This is a genomic window from Dactylosporangium sp. NPDC050588, assembly GCF_040654975.1.
Taxonomy (GTDB): Bacteria; Actinomycetota; Actinomycetes; order Mycobacteriales; family Micromonosporaceae; genus Dactylosporangium; species Dactylosporangium maewongense.
On record NZ_JBFAJA010000029.1, the window covers coordinates 39889 to 58916 of the forward strand.

Annotated in this window: 21 protein-coding genes; 11 read left to right on the forward strand and 10 right to left on the reverse strand. The window is 72.4% G+C overall.

What is annotated here, in order from left to right:
* Positions 1-661 precede the first annotated feature (661 nt).
* Both AB0I21_RS21505 and AB0I21_RS21510 read left to right on the forward strand, forming a co-directional pair.
* A complete protein-coding gene (locus AB0I21_RS21505) occupies positions 662-1177 on the forward strand; it encodes a sigma-70 family RNA polymerase sigma factor (RefSeq protein WP_360563506.1) in 516 nt (171 codons plus the stop codon).
* Positions 1174-2178 carry a hypothetical protein gene (locus tag AB0I21_RS21510; RefSeq protein WP_360563508.1) on the forward strand — a complete coding sequence of 335 codons (1005 nt, stop codon included), beginning with the start codon at positions 1174-1176 and terminating at the stop codon, positions 2176-2178. Before AB0I21_RS21505 ends, AB0I21_RS21510 begins: the two co-directional genes overlap by 4 nt.
* A gap of 57 nt (positions 2179-2235) precedes the next feature.
* Here AB0I21_RS21510 and AB0I21_RS21515 read toward each other — a convergent pair whose 3' ends face one another.
* From AB0I21_RS21515 to AB0I21_RS21530, 4 genes are all read right to left on the reverse strand, one after another.
* The gene (locus tag AB0I21_RS21515; protein WP_360563509.1) at positions 2236-3225 is read right to left on the reverse strand and encodes a carbohydrate binding domain-containing protein; all 990 of its coding nucleotides are present in this window, start codon (positions 3223-3225) and stop codon (positions 2236-2238) included.
* Between the two features lie 126 nt (positions 3226-3351).
* A complete protein-coding gene (locus AB0I21_RS21520) occupies positions 3352-4152 on the reverse strand; it encodes a proprotein convertase P-domain-containing protein (RefSeq protein WP_360563510.1) in 801 nt (266 codons plus the stop codon).
* Positions 4153-4262: 110 nt separating this feature from the next.
* The gene (locus tag AB0I21_RS21525) at positions 4263-4622 is read right to left on the reverse strand and encodes an SgcJ/EcaC family oxidoreductase (protein WP_360563512.1); all 360 of its coding nucleotides are present in this window, start codon (positions 4620-4622) and stop codon (positions 4263-4265) included.
* Positions 4623-4637: 15 nt separating this feature from the next.
* Positions 4638-5345 (reverse strand): SDR family oxidoreductase, encoded by a 708-nt coding sequence (locus AB0I21_RS21530; protein WP_360563514.1) that lies wholly within the window; start codon positions 5343-5345, stop codon positions 4638-4640.
* 131 nt (positions 5346-5476) lie between these two features.
* Here AB0I21_RS21530 and AB0I21_RS21535 point away from each other — a divergent pair, with 131 nt between their 5' ends.
* The 6 genes from AB0I21_RS21535 to AB0I21_RS21560 all read left to right on the forward strand — a co-directional run bounded on the left by AB0I21_RS21535 (position 5477) and on the right by AB0I21_RS21560 (position 8626).
* Positions 5477-5671, forward strand: coding sequence for a hypothetical protein (locus tag AB0I21_RS21535; protein ID WP_360563515.1), 195 nt, complete (start codon positions 5477-5479; stop codon positions 5669-5671).
* A gap of 224 nt (positions 5672-5895) precedes the next feature.
* Complete coding sequence (locus tag AB0I21_RS21540; RefSeq protein ID WP_360563517.1) at positions 5896-6195, forward strand: hypothetical protein; 300 nt, start codon at positions 5896-5898, stop codon at positions 6193-6195.
* 8 nt (positions 6196-6203) lie between these two features.
* Entirely contained in the window at positions 6204-6905 is a 702-nt protein-coding gene (locus AB0I21_RS21545; protein ID WP_360563518.1) for a hypothetical protein, read from the forward strand.
* A gap of 14 nt (positions 6906-6919) precedes the next feature.
* Positions 6920-7345 (forward strand): YbaB/EbfC family nucleoid-associated protein, encoded by a 426-nt coding sequence (locus tag AB0I21_RS21550; protein ID WP_344506059.1) that lies wholly within the window; start codon positions 6920-6922, stop codon positions 7343-7345.
* A gap of 2 nt (positions 7346-7347) precedes the next feature.
* On the forward strand, positions 7348-7875 hold the full coding sequence (locus tag AB0I21_RS21555) for a hypothetical protein (protein WP_360563520.1): 528 nt from the start codon (positions 7348-7350) through the stop codon (positions 7873-7875).
* A gap of 193 nt (positions 7876-8068) precedes the next feature.
* Positions 8069-8626, forward strand: a complete 558-nt coding sequence (locus tag AB0I21_RS21560; protein ID WP_360563522.1) for an RICIN domain-containing protein — start codon at positions 8069-8071, stop codon at positions 8624-8626.
* Positions 8627-8673: 47 nt separating this feature from the next.
* Here the strand turns inward: AB0I21_RS21560 and AB0I21_RS21565 are convergent, their stop codons facing one another.
* The 3 genes from AB0I21_RS21565 to AB0I21_RS21575 form a co-directional block, all read right to left on the reverse strand.
* The gene (locus AB0I21_RS21565; protein ID WP_360563524.1) at positions 8674-10053 is read right to left on the reverse strand and encodes a UDP-glucose/GDP-mannose dehydrogenase family protein; all 1380 of its coding nucleotides are present in this window, start codon (positions 10051-10053) and stop codon (positions 8674-8676) included.
* A gap of 124 nt (positions 10054-10177) precedes the next feature.
* Positions 10178-10516, reverse strand: a complete 339-nt coding sequence (locus AB0I21_RS21570; RefSeq protein ID WP_360563526.1) for a VOC family protein — start codon at positions 10514-10516, stop codon at positions 10178-10180.
* Positions 10517-11590: 1074 nt separating this feature from the next.
* Entirely contained in the window at positions 11591-12295 is a 705-nt protein-coding gene (locus tag AB0I21_RS21575) for a YafY family protein (RefSeq protein ID WP_360563528.1), read from the reverse strand.
* 86 nt (positions 12296-12381) lie between these two features.
* Between AB0I21_RS21575 and AB0I21_RS21580 the strand changes: the two genes are divergently transcribed.
* From AB0I21_RS21580 to AB0I21_RS21590, 3 genes are all read left to right on the forward strand, one after another.
* The gene (locus tag AB0I21_RS21580) at positions 12382-13602 is read left to right on the forward strand and encodes a sensor domain-containing protein (RefSeq protein WP_360563529.1); all 1221 of its coding nucleotides are present in this window, start codon (positions 12382-12384) and stop codon (positions 13600-13602) included.
* A gap of 11 nt (positions 13603-13613) precedes the next feature.
* Entirely contained in the window at positions 13614-14261 is a 648-nt protein-coding gene (locus tag AB0I21_RS21585; RefSeq protein WP_354891246.1) for a response regulator transcription factor, read from the forward strand.
* A gap of 114 nt (positions 14262-14375) precedes the next feature.
* Positions 14376-15740: a DUF1996 domain-containing protein gene (locus tag AB0I21_RS21590; RefSeq protein WP_360563531.1), complete on the forward strand. Its 1365-nt coding sequence runs from the start codon at positions 14376-14378 to the stop codon at positions 15738-15740.
* A gap of 724 nt (positions 15741-16464) precedes the next feature.
* On the opposite strand, the gene AB0I21_RS21595 is transcribed toward AB0I21_RS21590, so the two are convergent.
* From AB0I21_RS21595 to AB0I21_RS21605, 3 genes are read right to left on the reverse strand one after another with little or no spacing between them, the layout of a single operon-like run.
* Entirely contained in the window at positions 16465-17193 is a 729-nt protein-coding gene (locus tag AB0I21_RS21595; protein WP_360563533.1) for a hypothetical protein, read from the reverse strand.
* Positions 17190-17837 (reverse strand): response regulator transcription factor, encoded by a 648-nt coding sequence (locus AB0I21_RS21600; RefSeq protein WP_360563535.1) that lies wholly within the window; start codon positions 17835-17837, stop codon positions 17190-17192. Before AB0I21_RS21600 ends, AB0I21_RS21595 begins: the two co-directional genes overlap by 4 nt.
* The gene (locus AB0I21_RS21605; protein ID WP_360563537.1) at positions 17834-18994 is read right to left on the reverse strand and encodes a histidine kinase; all 1161 of its coding nucleotides are present in this window, start codon (positions 18992-18994) and stop codon (positions 17834-17836) included. Before AB0I21_RS21605 ends, AB0I21_RS21600 begins: the two co-directional genes overlap by 4 nt.
* Positions 18995-19028: the final 34 nt, after the last annotated feature.

Below are 19028 nucleotides of genomic sequence, written 5' to 3' on the forward strand. Positions count from 1 at the left end.
GTCGACGGCCGTTGGCCGCACGACAAGCGGGGCCGCCGTTGGCGGGCGAGCGCCTTCTAAAGCAGTCATGGTCGGATCGGTGAGTGTGCGGGGCGGGTGCTCGTGGCCAACGACAGGCCGGTCACCATGATCGCGCGGTTCGCATGGTGCATCGTGCGCCCCACCGACCTGGGTGGACCCTGCTCGTGGTCCCTCCGGGGCCGCTCGCCGGGAGTTGGCGGGATTGCCCGCGCAGCCTTCGGCTGCTCCCCGCCGGGGGAGCTTCGCTCCACCCGCGCCGCGTACAAGACCGTCGCGGCGCCGACTTTGTAACGGTTGGCCGGGTGCGTGCTGAGTGGCTGACATCGGCCGTGATCGACCACTGTGTGGTGGTCGTGTGCTCCGCCGATCTGGTCGACCGGGTTCGAGCCCTTGGCTCGCTGGCAGGTCGACCCATTCCCTTGAGCTTCTCAGTGGTCAGCCTAGTGGCGGGGTACGACAACTTCCCGGCGTGCGGAGCGAGCCTGGGCGGACCGTCCGAACACATTCCGGGCCTCCGACGAACTACAGGTGTGATGCAACTGTGGACGACGTGGGGGAGGCGGACTTGGCCGTGATGACGCAGCCCGGCGCAGCGCAGGGACAGGACGCTGGCGCCGACCTCGTTGAACAGGCGAAACGCGTGCCTGAGCGGTTCACCGCCGTGTTCGATCAGCACTACCGGCAGATCTACGCGTACGCGGCCCGGCGGCTCGGTCCCGACCTGGCCGAGGACGTGGCGTCGGAGACGTTCCTGGTCGCGTTCGACCGCCGGCACAGTTACGACAGTGCGCGTGCCGGGGTGCGGCCGTGGCTGTACGGCATCGCGTCGAATCTCATCGCCCGTCACGCGCGGGCCGAGACGCGGCGGTACAAGGCCCTCGCCAAGGCTGTCGGCGCGCAGGAAACGGGCGACCACGCCGACGCCGTCGCCGGGCGGCTCGACGCGACGGCCGTGCGTGGCCGCCTCGCGGAGGCGTTACGACGGCTGCCCGAGCCGGTCCGGGCGGTGCTGCTGCTCGTGGCGTGGGCGGGGCTCAGCCAGCAGGAGGTCGCGGCGGCGCTCGACATCCCCGCCGGCACGGCCAGGTCCCGGTTGCACCGGGCGCGTCAGGAGATGCGGCAGGCGCTCGGCGCCGAGATCGAGGTGAGCGAGTGATGGACGAGATCGGCGCGCTGCGCGAGGCGTTCGGGGGCGACGAGGTCCCCGGCCAGGCAGCCGAGAACCGGGCCCGCGCGGCCCTCCACCAGCGGATGTCGTCGAAGGAGCAGCGAGTGACCAGCATGAGCCGGAAGCGTTTCGCCATCACGGCCGGGGTCGTCGTGGCGGCCGCCGCCGCGGTCGCCGTCACCGCGGTCATGGTGGTGCGGGGAGGCGGCGGCCACGCGCCGGTGCCGGACGACGCGCCGACGCTGAACGCACCGGTCGCCAAGGGGGTGCTGCCGTTCGCCCGCCCGGCCAGCGCCGCCGAGTACCTGGAGAACGCCGCCTGGACGGCCGAGCGCAAGCCGTGGAAGGACCCGCGACCCGACCAGTTCATGTACATCGAGACGCTGGAGCTGCGCAACAAGCCGGCCTACGAGAACGAGCACCCGAACGATCCGATCAGGACCGGCATGGGCGAGAACCGCAAGATCCAGGAGTGGAACAGCATCGACGGGCAGACCAGGGCGGGCTACAAGGACGGCCGGCTCGTGGTGGCCAGGCGGGGGCAGGGCGGCGAGTACTGGGACCGGATCGCGTGGTCGACGATCACGTCGATGACCCGCCCGGACAAGGTTCCGGACGCCGTGCCCGGACCCGGTTCGATGGGCATCGAGCTGGACGCGTTCATCGGCCAGTACGTCGTGCCGCCGAACGTACAGGCGGCGATCTTCCGGCACCTGGCGCAGGCGCCCGGGATGACGATCAACCCCGACGCGGTCAACATCGACGGCCGCCCGGCGGTCGGGCTCGGCCGGATCGTCGAGGGTTACCTGTCGCAGGAGCTGCTGTTCGACCAGCAGACCTACCAGTTCATCGGCGAGCGGCTGGTCGCCGTCAAGGACCACGTGAGCCACGGCGACGACGGCGACCGCGTCAGCCACCGCGGCGACGTGTACCGCCAGGTCATCTACTCGAAGATGACCATCGTCGACCGCCCCGGCGACACGCGGTAGCGCCCCGGACGCCGCCCCGAGCCGAACCGGCCGGGGCGGCGCTGCTGCGTGGGGTGGTCAGGTGGTGACGGTGACCGGGTGGGAGCGGGGGGACTCGCCGGCGGAGTTCAGGGCGGTCACCTCGAACGTGTGCGCGCCCGGCGGGACGTTCGTCACCAGGAACGCCGGACTGTAGCTCCAGGCGATCCGCACCCCGTCGCGGTACACGTGGTAGCCGTCGGTGGCGGTCTGGACCGCTTCCCAGGCGAGCCACACCTGGCCCGGGGCCGGGGTGGAGGTGGCGACCGAGCGGGGAGCGTACGGCGGGGTGGCCTGGGCGGGCATGATGTTCGTGGTGACGGGCTGCGACAGGGCCGATTCGCCGGCCGTGGTGACCGCCGACACCGCGTACGTGTGCGAGGTGCCGGGGGTGAGCCCGGTCAGCGTGACGGACGGTTCGGAGCCGGTGGTGGCCCGCAGCGCGCCGTCCTCGTAGACGCGGTACTGGCCGGCGCCCGGCGAGCCGGTCCAGGTCAGCCGCACCGAGTGGCTGGTGGTCTCGGACGGGCTCAGGTCGGTCGGGGGCGCCGGGACGGTGCTGGGGCTGTCCGGGCCGGAGAGCACGAGGTCGTCGGCCTCGAACGCGGCCTGGGCGTACCAGCCGTGCACGTACACCCGGACGGTCGTGGTCGTCGGGCCGGTGGTGAAGGGGACCGACAGTCGGGTCCACTGGCCGCTCGGCGGCGACCAGGTCCCGCCGAGCTCGGTGCCGAGGAAGGCGTACCCGCCGCGGACCCACCCGGAGACGGTGTACGACGAACCCGGCCGCACCGGCACGACCTGCGCGCACTCGGCGGTCGACGCCAGCGTCGGGGTGCCGGTCAGCGCGTACTGGCCGGAGTGCCCGCCCCAGGTGGTGGCCGTGCCGGCCGCGCAGGTCCACCGGGCGGCCGCCGCCTCGAACCCCGGGTTCGCCAGCAGGTTCACCTCGCCGGCCGCGGCCGCGGCGGGAGCGAACGGGGCGATGCAAAGGCAGGTCGCGAGAGCGACCGTGGTCAGCCGGCGCACAGCGTGGCCCCTTTCCCGGGAACCGGACCGGCCTGTCGGCCGCGATTCTGTAAGGAAAGCTTCCTGAATCATTGCTGTCAATGCTGCGAACGGACGGGGCACCGCGGTGCCCCGTCCGGCGGTGCGTCAGACCGAGAGGGTCCAGGTGTTGATGTAGCCGCTGTCGGACGAGGCGGCGTCCTGCACGCGCAGCCGCCAGGTGCCGTTGCGGGCCTCGGAGGACAGGTTCAGGGTGTAGGTCTGGTCGATGTTGTCGGCGCTGCCCCCCTGGCGGTTGCTCAGGATGTACGCGCTGCCGTCGGGCGCGACGAGCGACACGACCAGGTCGCCGCGGTACGTGTGGACGATGTGGACCTCGACGGTGCTCGTGGCCGACGCGTTACCCGCACAGCCGGCGATGGTCACCGTGCTCTCGACGGTGGCCAGGTCGACGGTGGCCACGTCGGTGGGGTTGGTGCCGGTGCAGGTGATGCCGGACGTCGGCACGGGGTTGAGGGTCCAGGTGTTGATGTAGCCGGTGTCGCCGGTCGCGGCGTCCTGCACGCGCAGCCGCCACGTGCCGTTCAGGGGCTCGGAGGAGAGGTTCAGGGTGTAGGTCTGGTCGATGTTGTCGGCGCTGCCCCCCTGGCGGTTGCTCAGGATGTACGCGCTGCCGTCGGGCGCGACGAGCGACACGACCAGGTCGCCGCGGTACGTGTGGACGATGTGGACCTCGACGGTGCTCGTGGCCGACGCGTTGCCCGTGCAGCCGGCGAGGGTGATCGCGCTCTCCACCGTCGCCAGGTCGGCGATCGCCACGTCGGCGGGGTTGGTGGCGGTGCAGGTCCCTGCCGCGGCGGCGGGGGAGCCGCTCACCGCCACCGCGGCCGAGATCGCCAGCAGGCCCGCGCCGAGCCACCGCGTTGCCGATGTTCCCGCAGTACGCATTGCTTCTCCTCGTTGAACCGGTATCCCGCAGGGCCCCTGAGGGGTCCTGAACGGAAGGTCGTAACGAGGACGGCGGTCGGCGGCGGTCCGGACGTCAGGTTTTTGACATGTCAGGCGGGACGCGAGAACTGGTAGTGCGCGATCCGCCAGGTGTCGCCGGCACGGCGGACCAGCACGCCCAGGAAGCCGCGTACCGGTGGGCGCTCGGTGAACGTGAACTCGACCGCCGCGTAGCCGAGGATGAGGTCGTCGGACAGGTGGCGGGTCTCCCGGAGGTCGTAGGCGGCGGTGAGGCCGATCGGCTGCGGCGCGTAGTACGCGGCGACGGCGGCCGGGCCGACGCCGTACGGGTGCACGCCCTGGAAGATCGCGTCGGCGGTGAAGAGCGTCGCGACGCGGTCGGGGTCGTGGGCGTCCACGGCGGACTTCCAGGCGTCCAGGACGTCGCGGAGCACGCTTTCGTCGGACATGAGTGTCACCTCGATTCAGTGGCCGGCGCTCTGGCCGCCGTCGACGTGCAGGATCTCGCCCGTGACGAAGCCGGCGGTCTCCAGGTACAGGATGGCGTCGACGATGTCGGAGGGGTCGCCGATGCGGCCGACGGGGGACTGGCCCGCCAGGGCGTCGTGGGTCTCCGGCGGGTGCATCGGGGTGCGGATGACGCCGGGCGAGACGGCGTTGACCCGGATGCCGCGCGCCGCGTACTCGATGGCCAGGGACTTCGTGACGGCGTTGAGGCCGCCCTTGGTGAGTGCGGCGAGCGCCGCCGGCGCCCCGGAGGTGGGATGGTCGACGATGCTCGCCGTGATGTTGACGACGTGGCCGCCGCCCTGGGTGAGCATCGCCGCGATCGCCCGCTGCGTCACGTCGAAGAACCCGCGCAGGTTGACGCCGGTCATGAGGTCGAAGTCGGCGGACGTGTAGCCGGTGAACGGCTTGGCGACGAACACGCCGGCGTTGTTGACGAGGGTGTCGACGCGGCCGTACGCGCGCAGTGCCTCCTCGACGACGTGGGCGCCGACGGCGGGGTCGGCGATGTCGCCGGCGACGGTCAGCAGCAGCGGGTCGCCGGACGGCCCGATCGAGCGGGAGGTGGCGACGACGGCGTAGCCGAGCTTGCGGTACGCGGCGGCGACGGCCGCGCCGATGCCCTGGGAGGCGCCGGTGACGACGGCGACCGGGGGAGTGCTCATGGGTTTCCGTTCTGTGGTCGGGACTCGCGTGACTGGCGGCGGTGCGCGCAGGCGAGGCCTCCTACCCACGCGGAGCACCGCTATCCGCCTGGACGACAGGTGCCGTTGACGGCCGGCCGTAGGGTGTGCGGGTGACCTCGTACGGGCCGGGCCTGCTCGATCTGATCCCCGACGCCGACGTCCTGGAGGGCGACCCGACCGGCGGGGACGGGATCGCGTGGCTGCTGGAGCTCGCCGCGATCGGGCTGAGCCGGCGCTGGCGGAGCTCGACGGCGAGGCCGCCGAGCTGCTCGGCCAGCTCGAGTTCTGCCGTGCGCACGACCTGATGCTCGCCGTGGTGTAGCCCTCTCAGGTCGCGAACACCACGCTCCACCAGCCGCACAGCCCGAGCGTCAGCACCGTCCCGGCCAGGGCGACCACCAGGGGCCAGCGCTGTTCGGATCCCAGTGCGGCGGGATGTCACCGGGTGCTTCCATGCCAGGTCCGACGCGTCCGGCGGCCACCTGGTTCCGCTACAGTCGCATCTTCGACGACGATTCGGGGAGGGTCGATGGCACAGGACATCCACGTCACGTCCAACGCGATCCGGCAGCTCGGCAAGGACCTGGTGGAGGACGTCGCACCCGCGTTCGACCCGGTGGCCCGGCAGGTGGCGGAGGCGGTGATCGAGTTGCCCGGGTTCGGGCTGATCGGGTTCCCGTTGCAGCACGCGTACGAGCAGGCCCAGGCCTACCTCGCCGACTACGTCAAGGCGGGCCGTGACCAGCTGGGCACGTTCCGCGGCAAGCTCGACGGCATCGCGACCACGTGGGAGCAGGCCGAGTCGACCAACCAGGTCATGTACCGCTAGGAGGCGTCATGAACCCGTTCACCTCTGGTGTCATCATGCTGCGGTTCGCGCTGGGTTCGTCGTTCGGGGCGGCACCGTTCGTGTCCAGCGCCATCCGGCTGGGCCTCGCCGTCGGCCTGGGCGTCTCCAACCCCGGCTCGATCTGGCAGGCCGGCGACGAGTGGAAGCAGGCGGCCACCGCGCTCGAGGTGGTCAAGTCCCGGATGGTCAACGCGAACGCCAAGGTCGGCCCGCAGTGGATCGCGGAGGACAAGGACGCCTACCTCAACGCCGTCACGGTGTACAACCAGGAGGTCGACGACCTGAAGAAGTACCTGGAGAACGTCGGGACCGGCCTGCAGACGGTCGCCGCGGCCTACTACGCGTTCGCGGTGATGGCGATCGTGGCGGGGACGTTCGCGTTCGCCTGCGCCGTCGCCGTCGGTCTCGCGATGGCCACGCCGGCGTTCCCCGCGGTGCGCGCGGCGGCCGAGACGGCGGTGTCGGCGGTCGCGATGACCGCGGGCGCGGCCGCGAAGACCATCACGGCGATCGCCGGCGGCGCCACCGCCATCCTGCTCGCGGGCGTGGCGCTGTCGAAGGCCTTCCAGTCGCAGCCCGGCGGCGTCAAGGGCGCCGACTTCAAGGTGATCACGATCGACTACTCCCCGCTGACCGGCGGCAACGGGTACGTCGCGCCCCGGCGCGAGCTGCCCGGCCCGGCGAAATGAGATAGGAACAGCACGTGGACCCGAACATGGACCCCGACCGGCTGGTCGAGGAGTCGCTGCGGCAGATGCGGCAGGTCGAGGACTTCCAGCGCCGGTCGGCGGCGATGGTCGGCCGTGGCGAGGCCCTCGACGGCCTCGTCACCGCGGAGGCGCGCGGCGACGCCGGGCTCTCCCGGATCACCATCGACCCGCGGGCGATGCGCAGCCCCGCGCAGGACCTCGGCGACGCGACCCTCCGGGCCGCCCAGGGCGCCCTGGAGGACCTGCGGCGCCAGACGATGGAGGCCATGCGCGAGATCCTGGGCGACGACGTGATGGGTGTCGTCGACGGTACCGGCGACCCCAGCAAACTGGTCGCCGAGGCCGAGCAGCGCTTCCAGGCCTCCGCCGACGAGGCGATGGAGACCCTCGAACGGCTCCGCCGCCAGGGCGGATTCTGATCATGTCGCCGGTCGTGCTGCGGCGGGCCCGGGCGCTGCACCGCAGCCACCGGGTCAGCCTGCTCGTGCTGGCGTTCCTCGTCCTCATGACCGCGTTCAGCGTCGCCGTGGCGGTGATCGACAGCCGCGACCACGACCTGCCCGCGTTCCTGTCGGCGCTCCAGTTCGGCCTGCGCTGGGGCTGGACGGTCCTCGCCGTGCTCTGGGCCGCGCTGGCGCTGCTGCTGGTCGCCGCCGAGCTCGGCTGGCTGACGGGCACGACCACCCTGACCGACCGGGGCGTCGTCCTGCGGTCGGGCCGGCACGAGGCGACGGTCGGCTGGTTCGACATCGACGAGCTGCGCGCCGTCCCGTCCGCCGGCGGCCACCTGTACCACCTGCGCACCACCGTCCCGATGCCCCGCCCGCCACGCCTCGGCCTCCAGGGCCGCCGCGAGGCCTGGCTCGGCTGGCACCCCGGCGCCGACACCGCCGTGGCGGCCATCGCCCGTCCCCACCTCGGCGTCAAGTACCAGTCGCCACCCCGCTGACCTTCCTTTTTGCGGGACCGCGTCGGCTTTTGCGGCCGCGTCAGCTTTGCGGGCCGCGTCGGCTTTTGCGGGCCGCGTCAGCTTTGCGGGCCGCGTCAGCGGCGCGTCAACGGCGGATCAGGGCCGGGGACGACGCTTTCGGCAGGCCGGCGGGGTACCGCCGGGAAGGACTGTCGAAGGGAGCAGAGCGGACATGCGGCTCAGTTTGCGGAAGGTGCTCGGTGGTATCGCCGCCACCGTGGCGCTGATGGGGATGACGCTGGTGCTGAGCGGGGCACCGGCGGCGGCGGACCCGGCGGAGAAGGCGGCGCCGCTGGCGGCGGGCGTGTTCCGGCCGATCAAGAACGTCGGCAACGGGATGTGCCTCCAGCCGGCGTCGACCGCGGAGTTCGCGGCGATCGTGCAGCAGCCGTGCGTCGCGGGCAGCATCGCGCAGGGCTGGCAGACGGTCAGCCTCGGCGGCACCAAGTACCGCTTCCTCAACCAGCTCAGCGGGTACTGCTTCGACGCCTTCGACGGGGCGCTCAACAACGCGCGGCTGCTGCAGGGGACGTGCGTGGCGATCAGCAACGAGGAGTTCAACACCGGCTCGACGCTGCCGAACGTGGTACAGATCCAGTCGCGGGTCGGGTTCCGTGACACGGGCTACTGCGTCGACGTGCCCGGCGGGTCGGCGACCGCCGGCCTCGCGATGCAGATCTACCGCTGCAACGGCACCCTCGCGCAGCGCTGGGTCGTCGGGTTCGCCTAGGGTTCGCCGGCACGGGCGGGCGGCGGCTTCTTCCGCCGCCCGCCTCCTCAGAGGCCGACGGGTCGTCCTGCGATGGTGAGGTACGTGTAGCCGAGCCGGCTCAGCCGCTGCGGGTCCAACACGTTGCGGCCGTCGAGGACGACGGGGGTGCGCATGAGGCCGACGTACTTGCCCCAGTCGAGCTCCAGGTACTGCGGCCACTCGGTGACGAGCACGACGGCGTCGCTGTCGTCGAAGACCTCGTCGACGCTCTCGCAGAGGCTCGCGGCGAGCTCCGGCTCCTCGGCCCGGAACCGCTCGGCGGCGATCGGGTCGTGCAGCTTGACCCGGGCGCCCCGGGCGATCATCAGCTTGGCGATGTCGATCGCGGGGGAGTCGCGCAGGTCGTCGGTGTTGGGCTTGAACGCCAGGCCGAGCAGGCCGATCTTGCGGCCCTTGAGGATGCGCAGCTCGTCGAGGAGCTTGTTGACCGCCTCCTCGCGCTGGCGCTGGTTGACCTCGCGGGCGGCGGACACGATCGGCATGTCGTAGCTGTACTCGGCGGCGGTCGCGATCAGCGCCGCGGTGTCCTTGCCGAAGCACGACCCGCCCCAGCCGACGCCCGGCTGCAGGAACCGCGAGCCGATCCGCGCGTCGAGCCCGGTGCCCCGCGCGACCTGGTTGATGTCGGCGCCGACCTTGTTCGCCAGCTTGCCGATCTCGTTGATGTAGCTGATCTTCAAGGCGAGGAACGCGTTCGCCGCGTACTTGATGAGCTCCGCCGAAGCGAGGTCCGTCGAGACGAGCGGGACCGCGCCGACCTCCTCGGGCCGCGGCAGGAACGTCGGCGCCGTGAACGACTGGTTGAGCACCGCCCGGTAGAGCCGGTTGAGCACGTCGAGGCTGCGCGGGTTGTCCGACCCGATGACGATCCGGTCCGGGAACAGCGTGTCGTGGATCGCCGACCCCTCGCGCAGGAACTCCGGGTTGGACGCCACCGCGAACTCGCCCGCGGCCCGCCGCGAGTGGAACTCCTCGAACGACTCCCGCAGGATCGACTCGACCCAGTTCCCGCTGCCGATCGGCACCGTCGACTTGTTGACCACGACGGTGAACTCGCCGTCGATGGTCTTGCCGATGCTCTCCGCGGCCATCCGCAGGAACCGCAGGTCGGGCTGCCCGTCCGGCAGCGACGGCGTCTGCACCGCGACGAACACGACCTCGGCGCCCGGGACACCCTCGGCGTAGTCGGTGGTGAACGTCAGGTTGTGCGCGGCCTCGTGCATGAGCTCGTCGAGGAACGGCTCGTAGATCGGCGAACGCCCCGCCCGCAGCAGGTCGACCTTCTCCTGGCTGAGGTCGACGCACGTGACCTCGTGCCCGAGATAGGCCAGGCAGATGCCGGTGGTGAGGCCGACGTAACCGGTGCCCACGACGCATACCTTCACCCGGGCGATGATACACAGCCGTCATCTGCGACTGATTCCACATATTGGACAATTCGGCCGCTCAGTCCGCTTCCGGACCGTGCCGGCGGGGCCCCTGCGTGCCCCCGCCGGCGTCGCGGCCGCGCTACCCCCGCGGCTGGAAGATCCCGAAGTGGTTGCCCTCCGGATCGGTGACCTTGGCGAACACCGGCCCGTCGTCGGTCTGCGTCGGCGGCACGAGCACCTTGCCCCCGGCCGCCTCGACCCGCTCACACACCCCCGGCACGTCCTCGACGACGACGTAGAAGATCGCGTGCCCCGGCTGCCCCACTGCCAACCCACCCATGACCGACCTCTCGTCCGGCGTGGTGATCATCTGGTACGCCCCGTCCCCGCCGAACGTCCACCCGAACAACTCCCCGTAGAACCGCCGCGCCACCGCCGCGTCACTGACCCCGACCTGAAACCACCCGATGCCGTTCATTCCCACTCCTCAACCCCGTCGTCCTGGAGCCGCACGTCCTCCCGCCCGGCCACTTGCCCACCACCTTCACCCCCTCCCACGACACCGTCCTGTCGGCATTTCCCCACAACCAGTGAGGCGCCACCCGAACCCCCACCACGATCAAAGAACCCCCTGGCCGCCCGGACAGCCACCCCACGACTTCGATCACGCCGATCACGCCCCCGACCGCCCACAGGGAGCGTGAGGACGCCGACCGGGCCACATCACTACGACCACGGCGCGAACGGCGACCACGAGTGCCGACCGCCCCCGTGATCGAAGGACACCCCTGGCCGTCCGGGCAGCCACCGAGCGACTTCGATCACGCCAACCACGGCCACGGCCGATCCGCAGGGACCGTGAGGACGGCGGCCGGGGATCATCACGGCGCCTGCGGTGCGGACGGTGACGACGAGTGCCGGCCGCCCCCGTGATCGAAGGACACCCTTGGCCGCCCGGGCAGCCACCTGGCGACTTCGATCACGCCAACCACGGCCCCGATCGCCCCACGGGAATGTGAGAACGTCGGCCGGCGAACGGCCCCGCGACCATGGAACGGATGGCACCCACGAGGGTCGGCCGTCACCGTGATCGAAGGACAGGCCTGGCCGTCCGGGCGGCCACCACGCGACTTCGATCACGCCAACCACGGCCACGACCGACCCGCAGAGACAGCCGCGACGGCGGAGGCCAACTCTGCGGTCAGGTGCGTTGCGCTGATTGTGAACCACGGCGGCGGGGAACACACCGCGACCACGACGCGGACGGCAACCACGCCACCTGGCGCCCGGCCCCGGCCCCGGCCGGACGGACAGAACCCCACCTCCGCGCTGGCCTGACCTGCGACCAGACGGATCGGCGAACCCGTACGCGGACAGCAACCACCAGGACGGAGTGCGTTGCGCTGGTTGTGGAAGAAAGCGCCAGGCGACGCCCTCCACGGTGTGCGGACGGCGAACACCACCCCGGCCCACGCCACAACCTGGAATCGGCCGGCTCCGAAGAGGCGTGGCGACCGGAATAGGTCGGTCGGGGGTGTGCGGCGGGAGTGGGTCAGGCGGCGATGGCGATCCGGGTGATGAGCTTGCCGGGGATGTCGAGGGCGTTGGGTGGCAGTGGGCGTGGAGTGGCGAGCTCGGGGGTGGGGGTGACGTCGTGGATGCGGTCGACGCGGAACGAGCGGACCGCGTCGCGGAGGCGGCACCAGGCGAGCAGATACCAGCCGGTGGGGCCGCCGAGATAGCCGACGGGCTCGATGTGGCGGCGGGTGGTGGTGCCGAAGCGGTCGGCATAGGCGATGTCGAGGACGCGGCCGGTGGTGAAGGCCTCGACGACCGCGGGCGAGACGGGGGTCGGGCCGGGGTCGGCGCCGTCGACGAGGTGGATGCGGGCGGCGAGCTCGGTGGCGCGGTGGACGTCGGCGGGGGACATGACGGCGAGGAGCTTGTGCAGGGCGGTGCGGGCGGGGGCGTGGAAGGGGGTGCCGTGGAGGCGGTGCAGGGCCACGGCGATCGCGACCGCCTCGGCGGGGGTCATGTTGAGCGGGGGCAGGGTGTGGGTGCGGTCGAGGGCATAGCCGCCGGTGCGGCCGAGGGAGACCCAGATCGGGACGCCGGACTGCTGCAGGGCGCTGATGTCGCGCTCGATGGTGCGGGTGGAGACCTCGAACCGGGTGGCGAGCCAGCGGGCGCTGCGGGGGCGGGGCGCCACCGCGCGCAGCTCCTCGACCAGCGCATACAACCGATCCGTCCGATTCACGCCGCCAGACTATCCACCAGGTACGACAAAAAATGGTGGAGCCAGGTCTACTGAACGGTGCCGGTGGCGTCCGTATGGTCGGTGCCGTGAGCGGTGTGTGGCAGGCGATGGCGAGGGCACCGCACCGGTTCCTGCTGTCGGGCTGGCCGCTGCGGTGTCTGCTGTACCTGTTGGGCAGCGTCGCCGTCGCGGTGGGCCTGCTGATGGCGCTCATCGCCGGCATCCTGTTCCCGCCGGCCGTGGTGTTCCTGGGTTTGCCGGTCGGGGCGCTGGAGCGGCGGCGGCTGCGGATCCTGGACCGGGTGCCGGTGCCCAGCCCGCATCCGGTGCCGAAGCCCGGACTCGGTGGGTGGTTCCGGTCGCGGCTGGGTGAGGGCGCGACCTGGCGGGAGCTCATCTATGTCCTGGCGTTGGCGTCGGTACTGCTGCTCGTCGACCTGGTCAGCCTCGGCCTGCTCGTCGACTGCCTGATCGTGGCCGCGGCGCCGGTGTTCGTGCAGGTGGGGGTGCCGTTCCAGTTCGGCGACCTGGTCGTCGACACCCGTGGGGAGGCACTGGCGGCGACGGCGTTCGCGGTGCCGGCGACGGCGGTCGGGCTGTACGCGTTGAGCGCCGTCGCCGCGACGCAGGCCGCGTTCGCCCGGTGGCTGCTCGCGCCGCGTGACGCCGAGCTCAACCGCAGGGTCGAGGAGCTGTCCCAGTCGCAGAAACGGCTGGTCGACGCGTTCGAGGCGGAGCGCCGCAGGATCGAGCGGGACCTGCACGACGGCGCCCAGCAGCACCTGGTGCTGCTCGCGATGACGCTCGGGCTGGCGAGGCTGGAGGTCGGCGACGGCAAGGCGGCCCACCTGCTCGAGGACGCGCAACGGCAGGCGCGGCAGGCCCTGGCGTCGATCCGGGAGCTGATCCACGGCATCCACCCGCAGGTGCTCACGGACCTGGGCCTGCCGGCCGCCGTCGGGGAGCTCGCCGAACGCTGCCAGGTGCCCGTCGTCATCGACCTGCCCCTGGATCGGCGGCTGCCGGCGGCGGTGGAGACGACGGCGTACTTCGTCGTGTGCGAGGCGCTGACCAACGCGGTCCGCCACGCCGGCGCGGCCAGGATCACGGTCAGCGGCCGGATCACGCGGTACGTCCTCACGTTGACGGTCACCGATGACGGCCGCGGCGGCGCCGACCCCGCGACCGGCACCGGGCTGCGCGGCCTCGCCGACCGGACCGCGGTCATGGACGGCACGTTCACCGTCACCAGCCCGGCGGGAGGTCCGACGACGCTGCGGGTGGACCTGCCGTGCGGCCTGACCTAAGGTCGGCCGGCATGAAGATCGTGCTCGCCGACGACGCGGTGCTGCTGCGGGAGGGGCTCGCCAGCCTGCTCGAACGGTTCGGCCACACGGTCGCGGCCGCCGTCGGTGACGCCGAGGCGCTGCTCGACGCCGCGCGGGAACACCGACCGGATCTCGTCATCACCGATGTACGGATGCCGCCGACGCACACAGACGAGGGTCTCCGCGCGGCGCTCACGCTGCGGGAGGACGACCCGCAGCCGGCGGTGCTGGTGCTGTCGCAGTACACCGCGACCGCCTACGCCGCGGAGCTGCTCGCGCCCGCCGGACGGGCCGGCGTCGGGTACCTGCTGAAGGACCGCGTCGGGGACATCACCGAGTTCGCCGACGCGGTCGCGCGGGTCGCGGCGGGCGAGACCGTCATCGACCCGGACGTGGTGCGGCAGCTGCTGACGCGGCAGCGCGCCGCCGACCCCCTGGCGCGGCTCACCCCGCGGGAGCGCGAGGTGCTGGGGCTGATGGCGGAGGGCCGGTCCAACGCGTGGATCGCCCGCGCCCTGCACATCGGTGACGCCGCCGTCGCCAAGCACATCGGCAACATCTTCGCCAAGCTCGACCTGCCCGGCCCCGACGACGGCCACCGCCGCGTCCTTGCCGTTCTCAAGTACCTGCGCACCTGACCGAAAGAACGAAATTTGGGACCCCGAAAATGGGTCTTCGGGCTCAGGTGCCGCGGTCGTGCCGGTCCTAGCGTGGAAAGCGGTCAATCCCCCTTCCCCGCCAGGAGGAGCCTCATGTCAAGACTCAGGCGCGCGGCTGGCGTCATCGCCGTCGTGCTCGCCGCCGTCACCGTCACCGCCGTCAACATGGCCGACGCCGCCACCCCGCTCGTCGTGCAGGCCGAGTCGTTCGCCGCGCAGTCCGGCGTACAGGTGGAGACCACCGTCGACACCGGCGGCGGTCAGAACGTCGCGTATCTCGCCAACGGCGACTGGATGCGGTTCGACGGCGTCGACCTCGGCCCCGCCGGCACCGTCACCGCCGCAGCCCGGGTCGCCTCCGCCGTCGGCAACGGCACCGTCGAGCTGCGGACGGGTTCGCTGACCGGGCCGCTGCTGGCGCAGTTCCCGATCGCGGCGACCGGCGGCTGGCAGGCGTGGACGACGCTGTCCGCGACCGGCAACCACGCCACCGCCGGCCCGCAGCCGGTGTTCGCGGTCCTGCGCAGCGGCGCGGGCGGCGACTTCGTGAACATCAACTGGTTCTCGTTCACCGCGGCCACGTCGAGCAGCAGCAGCCCGGCGGCGACCGGCTGGGTCGACGTCGACCAGGCGAAGTGGGGCGCGCAGCTCGCCGCGTTCAACGCGATGCCCATGGACCCCGCGCCCGCTGGCGCCGTCCGGGTCCCGGAGTTCAACGCGTCCTGCACGTACAGCCACTCCCGCAAGGACGACCCGATCGTCTTCCCCGGCCTGCCGGGCGCGTCGCACATGCACAGCTTCATCGGCAACCGGAGCACCGACGCGAACAGCACCGCCGACACGCTGCTCGCCAACGCCGGCACCAGCTGCGCGCCGGCGCCGGACCTCTCCGCGTACTGGGTGCCCACGCTGTACGAGCACGGCCAGCCGGTCGAGCCGAAGGCCGTCGTCGTGTACTACGGCTCCAGGCTCACGGACTCCAGCAAGACGGTGCCGTTCCCGCAGGGCTTCCGGATGATCGCCGGCGACGCGAAGCTACAGGCGCCGACCCCGGCCGGCACCGTCAACCAGTTCTACTGCGCGGGCCCCGGCGGCGAGATCGGCCGCAGCGCCGACGGCAACTGGCCGCGGTGCGCGCCGGGCGCCTCGCTGCTGTTCCAGCTCGTGTTCCAGGACTGCTGGGATGGCGTCCACCTGGACAGCCCGACGCACAAGGGGCACGTCGCCTACACGTACGACGGCAAGTGCGGCGGCGCGTTCCCGGTGGCGATCCCGTCGGTGTCGTTCGTCATCGCCTACCCGACGCCCGGGTCGATCGACGGGTTCACGCTGTCGTCGGGGATGGCGTCGTCGTTCCACGGTGACGCGTTCCTCGCCTGGGACAACGCCGCACAGGGCCACCGGGTGAAGAACTGCATCGTCCAGAAGGCCAAGTGCAACACGGCTGGGACGTTCTGATGCCGTGACCGTGAGCGCTCACCGGTGTGGTTCGTCGCCGCGATGTGCGGCCTGGCGACTCCCCACCGGTGGGCGGGCCTCAGCCGGGCGGCCGATCCCGCTGCCGTCCACGCCGGCCGGCCGGCACACGCCGGTGGCTGGACGACTCGGCCCGGCTCGCGACGACGGGCCGTGCCGCCCGACGGCGGGTCCGACCTGCTCGTCGCAGCCGGTGGACACCAGCGGCGGCCTAGTCCGGTGGAGCGGACGCCAGCAGCGGCCTGGTCCGGTGGGGTGTACGCCAGCGGCGGCCTGGTTCAGTGGGTGGACGCCGGTGGTGGCGGTCTGCTGGACGCTGGTGGCGTCTCGGTCTGGTGGAGTTGGTCATCAGTGGCGGGCGTCCGGTGGGTGCTGGTGGTGGCCTGGTCCGGTGGACGTGGTGGCGGCTCGGTCCTGTGGGGTGGGTGCTGGCGGCAGCTTGGTCTGCTGGACGCTGGTGGTGGCCTTGTCCGGCGGATGTCAGTGGGGGCCTGGTTCGGTGGACGTTGGTCCGGTGGGCGCTGGTGGCGGCTCGGTCCTGTGGGGTGGGTGCCGGCGGCAGCCTGGTCCGGTGGGCGCTGGTGGTGGCCTTGTCCGGTGGGATGCCGGTGGATGCTGGTGGGGTCTGGTCCGGTGGGGTGGGGGTCGGTCGGGGGACACGCCCACAACCCCGCCGCGCGGGTGTGGACACGGCATCGGCGGGTCGTCAGTGCAGCTGGATCTCGTTGACGTCGGGGGCTGGGCCCTCGTCGTTGAAGAACCGGATCCAGCTGGTGCCGGCCGGCAGGTGCACGCGGAGCGTCACGGTGGCGGGGATGCGCCAGTCGCCGGCGCCGCTCAGTGTGAGTGACTGCGTGGGGCCGTCGTTGACGGCGACGCGGAGGGTGCGGGTCTCGGCGGTTTCGTACGTGACGGTCATCGTCCGTTCGCCCGCCGCGGTGACGCCGGTGACCCGGATGGCGAGGGTGTTCGGTCCGCCGATGTAGCCGACCCGGCTGCCGCCCACGCAGGTCGGGCACTCGATGACGCGGGCGCCGTTGCGAAGGTTGGCGGCGTCGGACGCGTGCAGGCTGATCGCCGCGAAGGTCGAGGACGCGGCAGGTGTACGGGATGGCGAGGCCCCCGGGGCAGGCGCCGAGGTGCGTGGCAGCGCCGAGACCGGCGTCGTCGGGGCGGGTGTGGTGAGGGTCGGCGTCGGCGGGACCGGCGCCGGCGAAGGCCCGCCCGGCGGGGGTGTCGAGGCGGTCGCGGCCGGCGGGTGGCCGCCACCGTCCGGCAGCACCAGCGGTGGCACGACCGTCGCCGTGGCGACGACCGCGACGGCGAGGGCCACCCAGCCGGCCCGCCGCACCCAGTCCCGCCGCGGACCGTCCACAAGGGACCCGAAGGACTCAGAAGCGGGGGACGGGTCGGGCGCGGGGGACGGGGCGGTCATCGGCGGCCGGTCCACAGCAGGACCGCCTCCATGCGGCCGCGGACGTGCAGCTTCGCGAAGATGTGGTGGAGGTGGTTCTTCACCGTCTTCTCGGTCAGCAGCAGCCGGTGCGCGATCGCCGCGTTGGACAACCCCTCCGCGAGCAGGTCCAGGACGTCCCGTTCGCGGCGGGTCAGCCGGTACCGGCCGAGCGTCTCCTCCTGCCGCTCCGCCAGCTCCTCCCGCGACGCCTGCGCCCGGACGGTCGCCGTCGCGACGGCCGCCGCGACCGGGGACAGCCACCCGTGCCCGGCGGCGACGGCGAGCACGGCCCGGCGCAGCTCGTCGGGGTCGAACGCGCCGTGCACCAGGTACCCGCGGGCGCCGCCGCGCAGCATCCGCCCGATGAGGTCGGGGTCGGCATCGCTGGTGATGATGAGGACGCCGCTGAGCCGGCTCAGCTCGGCGAGGGCGGACAGCCCGTCGGCGACCGGCATCCGGTGGTCGAGGAGCGTCACGGCCGGGCGATGTGCCTGTGCCTGCGTGACGGCCTCGCGCCCGTCCGCGGCCTCGGCGACGACCCGGACGCCGTCGAGGCCGTCCAGGTACCCGCGCAGCGCCGCCCGGACGATCGGGTTGTCGTCGACGATCAGCAGCTCGATCATGCCGGCACCGTCACCTCGACGGTCGTGCCGCGGCCGGGGGCGGACGCGACGTGCAGGCTCCCCTGGATGGTGCTCGCCCGCTCGTACATGCCGATCAGCCCGAAGTGCTGTGCGGTGCGCAGCTCGGAGAGGTCGGCGGGCAGCCCGAACCCGCGGCCGTCGTCGTGGATGCGCAGGAGCAGGTGCCGGCGGCCCTGGTGCAGGCTGACCGTGGTCCCGGCCGCCGCCGCGTGCTGGGCGACGTTCTGCAGGGCCTCCTGGAGGATGCGGCACAGCTCGTAGCGGACCGCGACCGGCGGGTCGACCGGGGTGGTGACGAGTCGCACCGGGATGCCGTACACCTGCGACCAACGCCGGCAGATCGCCTGGACGGTGCCGGTGAAGTCGCCGTCGAGGGTGTCCAGGCGCAGGCCGTCGACGAGCTCGCGGGCCTCCTGGGCGGCCACCTCCGCGCCGCGGGAGACGGTGCCGGCGAGTTGCTCGGCGAGGTCTGGGTGGCGGCGCAGGGACTGGGGCAGCGCGAGCGCGGCGAAGCTCACCCCGCGCAGCGTCTTGGTGACGGAGTCGTGCAGTTCCCGGGCGAGGCGGGCGCGTTCCGACGCTGCGGCGGTACGTTGTGCCGAGGCGACGACCCGCACCGACAGCTCCATGTGGCGGCGCAGGGCGGCGGTCGCGACGGCGGCGCCGGCGGTGGCGAGGACGCAGCCGATCGGGAACGTGAGCATGAAGCCGGCGAGCTCCGGGTCGGCGCCGGCGGGCAGGACCGTGGCGGCGACGGTGTAGCCGAGCGCGGTGTAGCCGGCGGCGAGCGGCAGCGCGCGCATGCCGGCGAGGACCCCGGCGAGGGCGGACGCGCCGACGGCGCCGCAGTGGAAGGCGACCCCGCCGCCGTCGAGGGCGAGCATACCGGCGACCGCGAGCGCGTCGGCGGCGAGGACGGGGATCGGGTGGCCCGCGACGTGCGGGTGGCGGGAGAGCACGGCGAGCCCGGCGGCGGTGGTGCCGGCGACGACGGCCAGGGCGGCGAGGAGCGGGCGGGGGTCGGCGACGAGGCGGACCCCGACGGCGCCGGCGGTGAGCGTGGCGGCGGCCCGGGCGAGCAGCACCGCACGTCCCAGGGCGGCTGGTGCCACGACCCTGTCGACATGCTGCCCCACGGCCGGGACTCTACGCGTTCCGGCGCTGGTCACA